The 13,514-nt window shown below is 32.0% G+C and carries 15 protein-coding genes; 7 read left to right on the top strand and 8 right to left on the bottom strand.

All coding sequences use genetic code 11. The features are described 5' to 3' along the window. Positions 1–15: 15 nt before the first annotated feature. Complete coding sequence (locus N534_RS0113390) at positions 16–336, bottom strand: antibiotic biosynthesis monooxygenase (RefSeq protein WP_028892962.1); 321 nt, start codon at positions 334–336, stop codon at positions 16–18. Then, entirely contained in the window at positions 333–833 is a 501-nt protein-coding gene (locus tag N534_RS14865) for a GNAT family N-acetyltransferase (RefSeq protein ID WP_051435931.1), read from the bottom strand. The genes N534_RS0113390 and N534_RS14865 overlap by 4 nt, the downstream gene beginning before the upstream one ends. Before the next feature lie 127 nt (positions 834–960). Here N534_RS14865 and mtaB point away from each other — a divergent pair, with 127 nt between their 5' ends. Genes mtaB through N534_RS15535 form a run of 5 tightly spaced genes read left to right on the top strand, consistent with a single transcriptional unit; the run spans position 961 to position 4,889 of the window. After that, the gene (gene mtaB, locus N534_RS0113380) at positions 961–2,295 is read left to right on the top strand and encodes a tRNA (N(6)-L-threonylcarbamoyladenosine(37)-C(2))-methylthiotransferase MtaB (RefSeq protein ID WP_028892961.1); all 1,335 of its coding nucleotides are present in this window, start codon (positions 961–963) and stop codon (positions 2,293–2,295) included. Positions 2,296–2,331: 36 nt separating this feature from the next. Continuing rightward, positions 2,332–3,078 (top strand): DUF6438 domain-containing protein, encoded by a 747-nt coding sequence (locus tag N534_RS0113375; protein ID WP_028892960.1) that lies wholly within the window; start codon positions 2,332–2,334, stop codon positions 3,076–3,078. After that, positions 3,078–3,743 carry an alpha/beta hydrolase gene (locus N534_RS0113370; protein WP_028892959.1) on the top strand — a complete coding sequence of 222 codons (666 nt, stop codon included), beginning with the start codon at positions 3,078–3,080 and terminating at the stop codon, positions 3,741–3,743. Before N534_RS0113375 ends, N534_RS0113370 begins: the two co-directional genes overlap by 1 nt. 37 nt (positions 3,744–3,780) lie before the next feature. Continuing rightward, entirely contained in the window at positions 3,781–4,683 is a 903-nt protein-coding gene (locus N534_RS0113365) for a lytic transglycosylase domain-containing protein (protein WP_028892958.1), read from the top strand. Next, complete coding sequence (locus N534_RS15535; RefSeq protein ID WP_028892957.1) at positions 4,683–4,889, top strand: hypothetical protein; 207 nt, start codon at positions 4,683–4,685, stop codon at positions 4,887–4,889. Before N534_RS0113365 ends, N534_RS15535 begins: the two co-directional genes overlap by 1 nt. A 55-nt stretch (positions 4,890–4,944) precedes the next feature. Here the strand turns inward: N534_RS15535 and folE are convergent, their stop codons facing one another. The 6 genes from folE to nadC form a co-directional block, all read right to left on the bottom strand. After that, positions 4,945–5,613, bottom strand: a complete 669-nt coding sequence (gene folE / locus N534_RS0113355) for a GTP cyclohydrolase I FolE (RefSeq protein ID WP_369791964.1) — start codon at positions 5,611–5,613, stop codon at positions 4,945–4,947. A gap of 72 nt (positions 5,614–5,685) precedes the next feature. Beyond that, positions 5,686–7,050, bottom strand: a complete 1,365-nt coding sequence (hisS, locus tag N534_RS0113350) for a histidine--tRNA ligase (RefSeq protein WP_028892955.1) — start codon at positions 7,048–7,050, stop codon at positions 5,686–5,688. Between the two features lie 116 nt (positions 7,051–7,166). Beyond that, positions 7,167–8,102 (bottom strand): YihY/virulence factor BrkB family protein, encoded by a 936-nt coding sequence (locus N534_RS0113345; RefSeq protein ID WP_028892954.1) that lies wholly within the window; start codon positions 8,100–8,102, stop codon positions 7,167–7,169. 31 nt (positions 8,103–8,133) lie between these two features. Further along, positions 8,134–8,703, bottom strand: a complete 570-nt coding sequence (locus N534_RS0113340; RefSeq protein ID WP_028892953.1) for a pentapeptide repeat-containing protein — start codon at positions 8,701–8,703, stop codon at positions 8,134–8,136. Further along, complete coding sequence (locus N534_RS0113335) at positions 8,704–10,806, bottom strand: M3 family metallopeptidase (protein ID WP_028892952.1); 2,103 nt, start codon at positions 10,804–10,806, stop codon at positions 8,704–8,706. A 20-nt stretch (positions 10,807–10,826) separates the two neighbouring features. Continuing rightward, a complete protein-coding gene (gene nadC, locus N534_RS0113330; protein WP_028892951.1) occupies positions 10,827–11,687 on the bottom strand; it encodes a carboxylating nicotinate-nucleotide diphosphorylase in 861 nt (286 codons plus the stop codon). A 363-nt stretch (positions 11,688–12,050) separates the two neighbouring features. Here nadC and N534_RS0113325 point away from each other — a divergent pair, with 363 nt between their 5' ends. Then, positions 12,051–12,638 carry a 2OG-Fe(II) oxygenase gene (locus tag N534_RS0113325; protein ID WP_028892950.1) on the top strand — a complete coding sequence of 196 codons (588 nt, stop codon included), beginning with the start codon at positions 12,051–12,053 and terminating at the stop codon, positions 12,636–12,638. A 107-nt stretch (positions 12,639–12,745) separates the two neighbouring features. Next, positions 12,746–13,249 carry a hypothetical protein gene (locus N534_RS0113320; RefSeq protein WP_156025633.1) on the top strand — a complete coding sequence of 168 codons (504 nt, stop codon included), beginning with the start codon at positions 12,746–12,748 and terminating at the stop codon, positions 13,247–13,249. Positions 13,250–13,514: the final 265 nt, after the last annotated feature.

Genomic DNA, 13,514 nt, shown 5'->3' with positions numbered 1-13,514 from the left:
TTACTACCTTATCTATTAACCTTTATCAAATCCATACTCTCTTTCTACTTTGCTTATTCGAAGTTGATATTTCTTATACCATCTCTCTCTTCCTATATTTCTAGCTTCAGTATGCTCTATGTTATTTTTCCATTTTAAGATAGCATCCAAACTTTCCCAATAAGAAACCGTAATCCCTACATCACTTCTCGCTGATTCTACTCCTAAGTACCCTTCTTGTTCTTTAGCTAAATTGTCCATTTTTTCAGCCATTTCATAATATCCTTCTGTATCATCTGAAAGAGTTGTGCTAAAAATTACTGCGTAATACGGAGGTTTTAAATTATCTACTATCATAAAATTAGTTCATATTTTGTTTCTGGTAAGCCAATATCGTCACTTATAAATTTCTCTATCGCAACAAAGTTAAATCGTTCTAATATTTTAGCGGAAGCTATATTTTCATCCACCACACACCCAATAAGTTTTTTCATTCCTACCGATTTACAGTACTGTATTAATCCTTCACAAAGCTCTGTTGCAAAGCCATTACCCCAGTATCGTTCTATAAACCGATATCCTATTTCATCATTTCCCTCTTCATCTTTTACCAAAGCAACCGTACCTACAAATTCATTGTCTGATTTACGTTCTATGGCATATATCCAAAAATCATTTTTTTTATTAGTGTATCGTGCTATCAGCTGTTTTAAATCCTCTTTACTTTCTTCTAAATTTTTAGGTTCCCCAGTTGCATATTGCAATACTCTAGGGTTACTTTCTAACTCATAAAAAGGTTCTATATCAACAACTTGAAGCTTTCGAATAAGTAATCTTTTCGTTTCAAAAATCATGAATATTATCGTACTTTTGCAAACCCAAAACTGCTTTAAGCAGTAGTAGATTAAATAAACTATACGAACTTCTAAAAAATTAAAGACTTGTACAAGGCTTTTGTTTTTTATTTAGGACAGAGAAAAGATGAATGTAGATAAGAAAGTAGCTTTTTACACCTTAGGATGTAAATTAAATTTTTCGGAAACTTCAACCATTGCTAGAAACTTTGTAAATGAAGGGTTTGAGCGTGTTGAGTTTGAAGAAAAAGCAGATATATATGTAATTAACACCTGTTCGGTAACAGACAATGCTGATAAACGTTTTAAAAGTATTGTAAAGTCTGCCTTAAAGAAAAATGAAGAGGCTTTTGTTATTGGTGTAGGATGTTATGCGCAATTAAAACCTGAAGAATTAGCTGCTGTTGATGGTGTAGACTTAGTATTGGGTGCTACTGAAAAGTTTAATGTAACTAGCTATATTAACGACTTAACCAAAAATGATATTGGGGAAGTACATTCTTGTGAGATTGAAGATGCTGATTTTTATGTAGGTTCATATTCTATTGGAGATCGTACTCGTGCTTTCTTAAAAGTACAAGATGGATGTGATTATAAGTGTACTTATTGTACCATTCCGTTAGCACGTGGAATTTCACGTAGTGATACGTTAGAAAACGTATTGAAAAATGCTAAAGAAATTTCTGAGAAAGGTATTAAAGAAATCGTTTTAACAGGAGTAAATATTGGTGACTATGGAAAAGGAGAATTCGGTAACAAAAAGCACGAACATACTTTTTTAGAGTTGGTACAAGCACTTGATAAAGTTGAGGGAATTAATCGTTTACGAATCTCTTCAATTGAGCCTAATTTATTAAAAGATGAAACGATTGATTTTGTTTCAAACTCAAACATATTTGTTCCACATTTTCATATTCCATTACAGTCAGGTAGCGACACGCTTTTAAAGAAAATGAAACGTCGTTATTTACGTAAAGTTTATACCGATCGAGCAGCAAAAATTAAAGAGGTTATGCCTAATGCTTGTATTGGTGTAGATGTTATTGTTGGTTTCCCCGGTGAAACAGATGAATTATTTTTAGAAACCTACAACTATTTAGCAGACTTAGATATTTCTTACTTACACGTTTTCACTTATTCTGAAAGACCAAACACAGAAGCTGTTGAAATGGACGGTGTGGTACCTAAGAAAACACGTGCAAAACGTAGTAAAATGCTACGCGGATTATCTGTTAAAAAACGTAGAGCTTTTTATGAAAGTCAGTTAGGTAATACCTTAACAGTTTTATTTGAAAGTGAAAATAAAGAAGGATATATCCACGGTTTTACAGAAAACTATGTAAAAGTTAAGGCTCCTTGGAATCCTGAATTGGTAAATACATTACATACTGTTACGTTAACAAAAATAGATGAAGATGGTTTAGTTCGTTTTGATTTTGTGGATGCTGGAGTTATTGCTTAACTTGTCAACTAGTTCACACAATCAAAAAACTCATTTATGAAGTACCTATTATACTCTTTTTTAGCCTTAGGAATCTCTTGTGGTATTCCTAAAAAAAGTTCTGAACCCAAATTAGCAGAGCCAATAGAAAAAGAAACAATTATTGAAGAAGAAGTTACAAAACCTATAGCTTCTCAAAATGAGTTAATTATTGTTCTTAAAAACGCTAAAAGTATTGATGATGTAAAATCACTTATAAAAAATAGCGGCTTAACTTGGAGTAAAATGGCTTATGAAACTGATGCTTCAAAAATAGGCATTGTTGAAGTTCCTGAAGGCAAGCGTGATTTTTGGATTGATAAACTACAGGAAAGCGGAGAGTTTAGATTAGTTGATGCCAACTCAGAAGAAAAATTAACTAACATTATTTCCGAAGAAAAAAATAACCTTTTAAGAATTATCAAAACTCCTTGTTTTGGTGACTGTCCCGTATATTCTGTTTCTATTGATAAAGAAGGAAATGTTCTTTACAACGGAATTGAATACGTATTAGTAAAAGGAACACAAAAATTTACACTATCAGAAAAACAACTGCAAGAGTTAAACAATAAGCTTAACAAAAAGGATTTTGCTAGTTTTAAAGATGTTTATAGCAACCCTAAAATTCCAGATTTATCTAGTACTTATATAGTTCATGATGGAAAACAAATCTTAATTCGTTTATGGAAAGATATTCCTGATGAGCTTATTGACGTACACGAATATATTGACGGTATTTTATTAGACAAAAAGTTTATTGAATAATGCCTAAAACTCACTTGTATTTTGTCCCTGGTTTAGCTGCCAATACCAAAATATTTGAGCGTATTTCTTTACCTGAAGAACATTTTGAACTGCACTTTTTAGATTGGATGCTACCAACCTCTATTAACGAAAGCATTGAAGAATATGCGCTACGTTTATGTGCTAAAATTCAACATAAAAACCCTATCTTAGTAGGAGTTTCTTTTGGTGGAATTATCGTGCAAGAAATGAGTAAAATTATCGATTGTAAAAAGGTGATTATCATCTCTAGCATTAAAAGTAATAAAGAGTTACCAAGACGGCTAAAACTAGCTCAAATAACAAAAGCCTATAAACTTTTCCCTTCAAAAATTATAGCAAACATTGAAAGTTACGAACATTACTTTTTCAATGATTATTTAAAAAAACGAGCAGAACTTTATAAAATATATTTATCTATAAGAGATAAAGATTATTTACAATGGGCTATATACAATGTGTTACATTGGCAGCAAAAAGAACCATTAAAAGATATAATTCATATTCATGGAAAAAAAGATGAAGTTTTCCCTATAAAACATATTAAGAACTCTATTGAAATTGAGAATGGTACGCATGTAATGATTTTGAACAAAGCAAAAACAATTTCTGAAATACTAAAAAAGGAATGTTTTTTGATGGATTAAATACCACACCCCAATTTCAACAAAAACTAAAGAAAAAATGAATAAATCAATCCGCTTTTTATCAATTATAACTATAGTATTCGTAGGAATATTATTTACCAATACTATTAGTAAGTCTAACGAACCAACTATTAAAAATGTAGCTGAAACCTATGAAGTTAAAGCTTTAAAGTTACCTGATGATTTAAATTTAGCAGGAGAACGTGTTCCGTTAGAAAAACCAGACATTAAAGAACGAATGGATCGTGAATTATTAGTAAATACCTATTGGCAGTCTAATGGGTTACTACTAATAAAACGCGCCAACAAGTACTTCCCTATTTTAGAACCATTATTAAAAAAACATGGGTTACCTGACGATTTTAAATTTTTAGCCTTAGCTGAAAGTGGTTTTATCGATGAAACATCTAATGTAGGAGCTGCAGGTATGTGGCACTTTATGAAACAAACAGGTAGAGAATATGGATTAGAAATCAACAATAATGTAGACGAGCGTTATCATATTGAAAAATCTACAGAAGTAGCTGCTGAATATTTAAAAAAATCAAAAGAGCGTTTTGGTTCTTGGACACTTGCTGCTGCAGCTTATAACGCAGGGAATTATGGTGTTTCTAAAAGACTAGAAGCTCAAGGAGTTACTAGCTATTACGATGCTTTATTACCTGATGAAACTGAGCGTTATGTATTCAGAATTTTAGCTTTAAAAGAAATCATCACGAATCCTGAAAAATACGGTTTTACATTCGATAAAGGAGATTTATACACTTTACCTGAAACCTACACTGTAAAAGTTGATACTGCTATTACCAATATTGCCTTATTTGCTAAAAAGTTCGGAACTACCTACAAAGATTTGAAACTACATAATTCTTGGTTACGTGAAAATCACTTAAACAACCGTAGTAGAAAACTATACGAAATTAAAATCCCTGTTCAGTAATGAGTAAAGTAATGCCTTATTTTTATTTTGTTTTTGGTTTGGTTATACTATTTGATGGTATTGTTCAATTCTTAGAAAATAAAGAGCTATACAAGTTGCTTTTCTCTTGGAATACAACAGATAAATATTTTTACTTAAGCATAAAAATTATCTTTAGTTTATTCTTCTTTTTAATTGGATATAAAAGACTTAAGGTAAAATCCTAAACAAAAAAAGCTCATTCTTTTGAATGAGCTTTTTTATTTATTTAAACTTTATTTTCTATTGAAAATCAGTATTTAATTTTATGTAATCTAAGAATTCACGCTTGGTTTCTTTGTTTTTAAATGCTCCACCAAACTCAGCAGTAACTGTACTACTTTCAATATCTTTAATACCTCTTGAGTTAACACATAAGTGTTTTGCATCGATAACACAAGCAACATCCTGCGTTCCTAATGCTTCTTGCATTGCTTGTACTACCTGCATCGTTAAGCGCTCTTGTACTTGCGGACGCTTAGCATAATACTCTACAATACGATTCATTTTAGATAAACCTATTACTTTACCATTAGAAATATACGCAACATGCGCTCTACCAATAATTGGTAATAAATGATGCTCACAAGTTGAGTACACAATGATATTTTTTTCAACTAACATTTCACCATACTTGTACGTATTGTCAAATGTTGATGCTTCTGGTTTGTTTTCTGGATTTAACCCCATAAACAACTCATTTACGAAAGCTTTAGCTACTCTTTTAGGAGTACCTTTCATACTATCGTCTGTTAAATCCATTCCTAAAGTTTCAAGAATTTCTCTAACACTTTCTTGAATTTTTTCAATTTTTTCTTTGTCAGAAATATCGAAAGCATCTGCACGTAAAGGTGTTTTTGCCGATGTACCTATGTGGTTCTCTCCTATTTCGTCTATTCTATCGTCATTCATTTTGTTGCTGTTCACTTCAAACATTTCTATCTAAAAATTAGTAGGGCGCAAATTTACAACATTGTTGGTAATTTACTGCACTTTATTTATCAATTCGTCTAAAGAACAAGTAGTTTGCTCTCCTGCCACCATATCTTTAACAACAAGTGTACCGTTTTCAACAGTAGTTACTACAAACTCAATTTCTCTGTTTATAGCATATTTCCACTGCTTTTTTTGTTGATTATTGCTTGTTGCAATATCAGGGTACATCTCTGCCTTTATGTCATTACTACGTAATGTTTTTATAATTTTTACCTTTTCTAAACTCTCGCTTTCTTCAAAATTTAAAAACAATACTTTAGGCTTTGGTAATTCTACTGCTTCAAACAGTCCTAACTCTTCCATTACCAAGTAAATTCTATCTAATCCAAAAGAAATTCCTACTCCAGAAACATCTTTTAAACCAAAAATACCTGTTAAGTCGTCATAACGACCACCACCACCAATAGAACCCATTTTTACACCTTCTGGAGCTGCTACTTCATAAATAGCCCCTGTGTAATAGTTCAATCCTCTAGCTAAGGTTACATCTAATTCTAAGCTTGCTGAATCTAGCCCTAAACTTTCTACTTTATTAACTACGGTTCTCAAATCAGCCACTCCTTGTAACCCTTCTTCCGAACCTTGTAACATAGCCTCTAAAGAAGCTAACTTATCTTGATTACTTCCAGAAAAATTAAATAACGGATCAACTTTTTCAATAGCTTCAGCAGAAATTCCTTTCTCCAACATCTCCTTAACTACACCGTCTTTTCCTATTTTATCTAACTTATCTAAAGCCACTGTAAAATCAATCAACTTGTCTGATGCACCAATTACCTCAGCAATTCCTGATAAGATTTTTCGGTTATTGATTTTGATAGTCGTACCTTTTAATCCTAACTTACTAAAAACAGCATCATATAATTGTACAAACTCAACTTCTTGCCATAATGAAGTACTTCCTACCACATCGGCATCACATTGATAAAACTCACGGAAACGTCCTTTTTGTGGTCTATCTGCTCTCCAAACTGGTTGAATTTGGTAACGTTTAAATGGAAATGTAATTTCGTTTTGGTGTTGTACTACGTAACGTGCAAACGGAACTGTTAAATCGTAACGCAATGCTTTTTCAGAAATTTTTGAAGTAACTTTTTGACTGTCTTTATCTGCCAATAAGTTTTCATCTACTTTCTTTAAATAATCACCAGAATTCAAGATTTTAAAAATCAATCTATCCCCTTCTTCACCATATTTCCCCATCAATGTAGAAGAGTTTTCAAAACTTGGTGTTTCAATAGGTTGAAATCCGAAATTTTCAAACGAATGTTTAATTGTATTGAAAATATAGTTTCTTTTTGCTACTTCTGTTGATGAAAAATCTCTTGTTCCTTTTGGGATTCCTGGTTTCATATTCTTTTAATTATCATTTATCAATTACCAGTAATCAGTTTATGATTATTGTTTATTGATAATTGTTTATTGTTCTATTTAGCCTGCAAATATCCGAAAAAATATGAAGAATAATGTTATTTAGCGGTCGCTTTATTTTTACGTTTTAAACGATAAATCGTGGCGTTTAACTCAAAACCTAAGAGTAAAATAATAGCATTTAACCACACGAACAACATTAAAATTAACAGGGTACCAATTGAGCCATATAGCTGATTGTATTGAGCAAACTTTACTACATAAATTCCAAATAAGTAAAAGGTAAACATAGATACTACTGTAGTTAAAATAGCACCTGGAGAAAAGAATTTCACATCTTTACCTTGTTTGGTTCCGTACCTAAAGAGTAAAGATACAATGGTAAAAATCATTACTAAAAACAAGAAACCTCTTCCGTAGTAAAACAAGTCTAAATCTCCTGTGTTTAACCATCCAATTTTGTGAATTCTTGTTAAGGCTATTTGATAAAAGATAATGAGTGTTACCGTTACGATTAAGAAAAATGACATTAGCAACGATACTGCTAACGAAATAAAATAGGCTCTTAAAACATTTCTTACTTCGGTTACATGATAAGAATATTCAAACCCACCAAATATTGCATTTACACCATTGGTCATTAAAAAAATAGAGGCTAAGAAACCGAATGACAATAATCCACCGTATTGATTGTTAATAATATCTTTTATTACAAGATCTACCGCCTCAAAAGTTTTTGGAGGCAATGCTTCTTGCATCAATGAAAGTAGTCCTTCTTGAAACCCTTCAATTGGAATGTAGGGAATGAGTGTTAAAATGAATAATAAGAATGGAAAGATTGCCATAAAGAAACTAAAAGCAATACCTCCTGCCCTTGTAGTTAATGCTCCTTTTACAATACCAATAACATACATTTCAAGTACATCATACAAAGACATTCCTTCTAACCCCGGAATTTTAATTTTTTTTCCGAAGGCCACAAGCCAGTTAATTACTGGGATTTTTTCTAGGTTATCTTCTATTGGTTTTGTCATATTTGGGTTTAGCTATTTTTTTTTTACTTCCTTACTCCACCACAATATCATATTTATACAATAGTCCTGCAATATTTTCATTAGAAAATTTTGCTTTTTTAACCCTATTATTTTCAGGATCGATTGCAAAATTAGTAGCAGTTGTAAAATCTGTTTTTTCTAAATTCGTCTGATCAAAAATTGCTCCTTTTAAATCACAATCTTTAAAGAGACCTCTACTTAGGTCAGCTTCAACAAAATCTACTTCTTGCAAATTACAACTTATAAATTTTGTAGTAGGAATTTTTAATTGGTAAAAAGAAGATAAGTTTAGCTGGCAGTTATGAAAGCTCATTTCTAGCAAAAAGTTGTTGCATTCATTAAACTTTACCCCAACCATTTTACAATTTTCAAAAGTGCAATCTTTAAAAAAAGTGTGGTTTACCACTGTATTACTAAAATTACAGTTGATAAACTCACACTCTAAAAATTCAATATTTGAAGCATGTACGTTCTCGAAATTGCAGTTCTCGAACGTACAGCTGTCATATTCTCCTTTGTTGATTTTTGTTACTGTAAAATCAACCTTTGTAAATGTTTCGTTGTCAAAGAAATCATTCATTTATTGTAACCCTCTTGCTTTTAGCATTGGTTCTGCCTGTGGATCTCTTCCTGCAAAAACTCTATACATTTCTGCATAATCCATCGTGTTTCCTTTCGATAAGATTTGCTCTCTAAACTTCTGACCGTTTTCTCTAGTTAACAATCCGTTGTTTTTAAACCAATCGTACGCATCGTGACTTAACATTTCTGTCCATAAATACGAGTAATATCCTGCACCGTATCCTCCACTAAAAATATGTGCAAAATACGTTGAACGATATCTTGGTGGTACCTCATCAATCTTTAACTTCATTTTAGCCAAAGCTTCTTCTTCAAATTTAGCTACATCTTCAATTGTAGTATCTGCTGAAATAGTGTGCCATTGCATATCTAAATTAGAAGATGCTAAGTTTTCAATAATTGAATATCCTTGATTGAACGTTCCTGCATCTTTAATTTTTTGTAATAATGCATCAGGAATTACTTCTCCTGTTTTATAATGCAATGCATAGTTGTTTAATACCTCTGGATGTGTTGCCCAGTTTTCGTTAAACTGCGATGGGAACTCTACAAAATCTCTTGCTGTACTTGTTCCTGAAATTGATGCATATTTTTGATTTCCGAATAAACCGTGTAACGCATGTCCGAACTCATGGAAGGTAGTTTCTACATTATCAAAACTAATTAATGCTGGTTCTCCTTCTGCTGGTTTTGGATAGTTACAAACGTTGTAGATTACTGGCTTTTGACCTCTTAATTTAGATTGCTTTACAAAAGCACTCATCCACGCTCCTCCTCTTTTACTATCTCTTGCAAAGAAATCTCCGTAGAACAATCCTAACTTACTACCATCTTCTTCAAAAATTTCATACACTACCACATCTGGGTGATAGGTAGGAATGTCGGTACGTTTTTTAAAGGTAATTCCGTATAATTTTGTTGCAGCATAAAACACTCCTTTTTCTAACACATTGGTTAACTCAAAGTATGGTTTTACCTCATCTTCATTTAAGTTGTACTTAGACTTACGTACTTTTTCAGCAAAATGATTCCAATCGTATGGAGCTAAAGTAAAGTCGTTTCCTTCTTTGTTAATTTCTGCTTGAATTTCTTTTGTTTCAGCAGCTACTTTTTCTAATGAACCAGGAATTAATCCGTTGAACATTTCAAAAACTTTATCTGGTGTAGAAGCCATTGTTCCTTGTAAGCTCCAGCTAGCAAAGTTGTCAAAACCTAAAATTTGTGCTTTCTTAGCACGTAACGAAGCCATTTTCTTTACTAAATCGCTTGTATCGTACTCACCCGCATCTGCTCTGTGAATAGATTTTTCGAACAATTGTTTACGAATTTCTCTATTCTCTAAAGTTTGTAATAAAGGTTGTTGCGTGGTATTGATTAATTGAATTTCGTACTTTCCGTCTTTCTCTAATCCTTTAATTGTTTCTTCAGAAAGTCCTTTTAACTGTTCTTTATTGGTAACCGTTAAACCTCCTTTTTTACTAGCATCTAATAACTTTTTTCCGAAGTCGTTAGATAAGCTTGCTAACTCTGCATTAATTTCTTTTAACTCGTTTTTCTTTTCTTCAGATAAGTTAGCACCTGCTTTTACAAACTTTTTATATTGTTCTTTTACCAAGTGTTTAGACTCTGCATCTAAATCTAAGTTGTCTAAATTATCGTGTACCGCTTTTATTTTTTCAAACAACTTGGTGTTTAATAAAATTTCATCGTTGTGTTTAGAAAACTTTGGAGCTAATTCTTTTTGATTGTCTTTAATTGTATCGTTCGTATGTGCTCCTGCTAAAGCATAAAAAACTGCCTCAACATTATCTAACGTTTTGCTACTTTCTTCAAAAGCTATAATTGTATTTTCAAATGTTGGAGCTTCTGTATTTGCTATAATTTTAGCAATTTCTTCATTTTGAACTTCCATACCTTTTAAAATTGCAGGCATAAAGTGTTCGTTTTTTATTTTAGTAAAATCAGGTGCACCATAAGGTAAACTGCTTTTTACTAATAATGGGTTTTCTACCATGTTTGAAGTGGTTTCTTTTTTAGTTTGCTCTGTTTTACACGACATAGCTACTACTAGCGTTGCTATGAGTAATAGTTGTTTTTTCATGATGTAGTAAGTAAGTTATATTAATCGACTGCTTTTAAGCTTAAATCCATATTATATACTGAATGTGTTAAGGCTCCAGACGAAATAAAATCAACACCACACTCTGCATACGCTCTAATAGTCTTTTCGTTAATTCCTCCAGAAGATTCTGTTAAACAAGTATCTCCTATCATTGCTACCGCCTTTCGGGTATCTTCATAGTTAAAATTATCTATCAAAATTCTATACACCCCTTCGTTTTGTAAAATTTCTTCAATTTCTTCTAAACTGCGTGCTTCCACAATAATTTTAATATCTAGTCCTTTCTCCGCTAGGTATTTCTTAGTCTTGGTTATTGCTTGTGTAATTCCACCTGCAAAATCAATATGATTGTCTTTAATCATTACCATATCGTATAAGGCAAATCGATGATTTTCTCCACCTCCTATTTTTACTGCCCATTTTTCTAAAGCACGGATTCCTGGTGTTGTTTTACGAGTGTCTAACACCTTAGTTTTTGTTCCTTCTAACAGGTCTGCAAAAAACTTAGTCTTGGTTGCTATAGCACTCATACGTTGCATGGCATTTAACACCAAACGTTCTGCCATTAATATAGATTGTGATTTTCCTGAAACATAAAAAACAATATCTCCATACTTTACTTTTTCTCCATCTTTTATTAAGGTTTCTACTTCTAATTCTGGGTCAACATAATTAAACACCATTTTAGCAAATTCTACCCCAGCAATTACTCCTTCGTCTTTTACCAATAGCTTTGCTTTACCTTTTGCATCGGCAGGAATACATGATAATGAGGTATGATCTCCGTCTCCTATATCTTCTCTAATAGCATTGGCTATAATTAAATCTAACTCTTTATTAAATTGTTCTTTTGAAATCATAGTTTTGAATTATTGACGTAAAAATACAACTATTTTTAGTTCTCCGTTTTGAGTTATTAGTTTATTGTTTGATAATTTTTATCACTCCTTTGCTAACAAAGTTCTACAACTTCTACAGTTTTATTCTAATACTTAACAGCTTTATAATTATTAAAATGAACCTTGTTCTTTTGGCTAAAAGGGTTGCCATTATTTTAAAAAACTGAAAGCTATTACTTACTACTTGACACTCTTGGTTAAAATACTTGCTTTTACGGAATGCTTTTTATGGTTATTGACTGTTTTTTTTATACTTTGCTGTTAAAAACCTAATTTTTATAACGAGAAACTTACTTTTTCTTCGCTTTTAACTACTTATATACTATGGCTATAAACTACCCTTTTGGTCTTCCGTTGAAACATAATTTTGCTGAATTTGTGCATTATAATGGGTTATTTCTTCCGCATGAAACAGAAAGAATCCTTAACCTATGGGATGACAATCAAAAAATTAAAGCAACGCTTAGCGGAACCGACACCTATGATGATGAACTTCGAAAAAGTGCTGTGGTGTTTATTGAAAACAACCCAGAAAACGAATGGATATACAACCGATTGGCAGGTTTAGCTATTCAATGTAATAACGAACGGTATTGGTTTGATTTGTTAGGTTTTCACAACAATTTGCAATTGGCTAGCTACACAAAAGGAGATTTCTTTGACTGGCATTTGGATTTTGGTGCGGGTGAAATTTCTGATAGAAAGTTGAGTATTTCTATGCAGTTATCTGACCCCGATGAGTATGAAGGTGGTGATTTACAGTTTATGTTTAATCAGAAAATTGTAAGTGCTCCTAGAAAAAAAGGAACCATCATTGTTTTTCCGTCATTTATGATGCATCGCGTAACTCCCATTACCAAAGGAGTTCGTAAATCTATTGTAGGTTGGGTTGCGGGCCCTCCGTATAGATAGGTTACTTAAGGGAGGTTATGGGATTCCGTAAGAAAATTAAATTATTATTAGTAAGTTCGTAAAAGTATAAACAAACATAAAATACAATCATAAACCTACCAAAATGGTTGTATAACGATGTATTATACGTCTATATAAACAAGTTAGCAAACATTTTGAAAAAGGGAACTGACATATTAAATTCTGTAATCGGACAAAGACTTCTAGAAGGTAAAATCCAATCATTTTATTTAAATGGAGAGTTGATTGATAAAATCAATTCGACATTTCTAAAATTTGACAAATGGATTAGAATAGTGACAACCGACGAAATGACCAAAGTTTATGAAATCAAGGAATTGGATAAACAATTATACTCTGATATGGAAGACGGATTTGAATTCCCTATTGACTCGATAAAAAATCATTACGCTGATTTTGATAAATATCTCAATAAAAAATTATTGGATTGGAAAGAACTTGTTCGGAAAGATGCAAATACAATGAGTTTCGGACTTAAATTACTTTTTGAAGATGATTTGACGTTCATTATTCATAACCAAGATTATCCGACTGACCTAAATGAATTTATTTTTGACAACAAAATACCTGAACACCTAACTGAAATTTAAAAAACGTTTGCTAACACTGTATAAAAATAATGCGTAGTTTAGTACAAAACCCAAAGGCAGCGCGCATTTGGTCACTCTGATTTTCCTGCGGAAAATCCTCGGACGCAAAACCGCACTATTCTTATACATAAACGTTGCCTGCAATGCGAAAAAAACTATTCTAAATATTGATATGACAGCTTTTTTTTCGATTTTTCAAGAAAAAATAACGTATTCATTGGGCTAACTCAAAAAAAAAATGAGAACACTCTTAACTCTAAAGAGT

The organism is Tenacibaculum sp. 47A_GOM-205m (genome assembly GCF_000518405.1).
GTDB classification, from domain to species: domain Bacteria; phylum Bacteroidota; class Bacteroidia; order Flavobacteriales; family Flavobacteriaceae; genus Polaribacter; species Polaribacter lutimaris.
The sequence above is the reverse complement of the archived record's forward strand: the minus strand, read 5'-3'. Positions and strand labels throughout refer to the sequence as shown.

What these genes read in the sequence shown, in the direction of transcription:
- folE (WP_369791964.1), bottom strand. Translation starts at nt 5,613, where the DNA reads ATGAATGACGATAGAATAGACGAAATAGGAGAGAACCACATAGGTACA.
- N534_RS15535 (WP_028892957.1), top strand. Translation starts at nt 4,683, where the DNA reads ATGAGTAAAGTAATGCCTTATTTTTATTTTGTTTTTGGTTTGGTTATA.
- hisS (WP_028892955.1), bottom strand. Translation starts at nt 7,050, where the DNA reads ATGAAACCAGGAATCCCAAAAGGAACAAGAGATTTTTCATCAACAGAA.
- N534_RS0113390 (WP_028892962.1), bottom strand. Translation starts at nt 336, where the DNA reads ATGATAGTAGATAATTTAAAACCTCCGTATTACGCAGTAATTTTTAGC.
- mtaB (WP_028892961.1), top strand. Translation starts at nt 961, where the DNA reads ATGAATGTAGATAAGAAAGTAGCTTTTTACACCTTAGGATGTAAATTA.
- N534_RS14865 (WP_051435931.1), bottom strand. Translation starts at nt 833, where the DNA reads ATGATTTTTGAAACGAAAAGATTACTTATTCGAAAGCTTCAAGTTGTT.
- N534_RS0113325 (WP_028892950.1), top strand. Translation starts at nt 12,051, where the DNA reads ATGGCTATAAACTACCCTTTTGGTCTTCCGTTGAAACATAATTTTGCT.
- N534_RS0113365 (WP_028892958.1), top strand. Translation starts at nt 3,781, where the DNA reads ATGAATAAATCAATCCGCTTTTTATCAATTATAACTATAGTATTCGTA.
- N534_RS0113335 (WP_028892952.1), bottom strand. Translation starts at nt 10,806, where the DNA reads ATGAAAAAACAACTATTACTCATAGCAACGCTAGTAGTAGCTATGTCG.
- nadC (WP_028892951.1), bottom strand. Translation starts at nt 11,687, where the DNA reads ATGATTTCAAAAGAACAATTTAATAAAGAGTTAGATTTAATTATAGCC.
- N534_RS0113340 (WP_028892953.1), bottom strand. Translation starts at nt 8,703, where the DNA reads ATGAATGATTTCTTTGACAACGAAACATTTACAAAGGTTGATTTTACA.
- N534_RS0113370 (WP_028892959.1), top strand. Translation starts at nt 3,078, where the DNA reads ATGCCTAAAACTCACTTGTATTTTGTCCCTGGTTTAGCTGCCAATACC.
- N534_RS0113375 (WP_028892960.1), top strand. Translation starts at nt 2,332, where the DNA reads ATGAAGTACCTATTATACTCTTTTTTAGCCTTAGGAATCTCTTGTGGT.
- N534_RS0113345 (WP_028892954.1), bottom strand. Translation starts at nt 8,102, where the DNA reads ATGACAAAACCAATAGAAGATAACCTAGAAAAAATCCCAGTAATTAAC.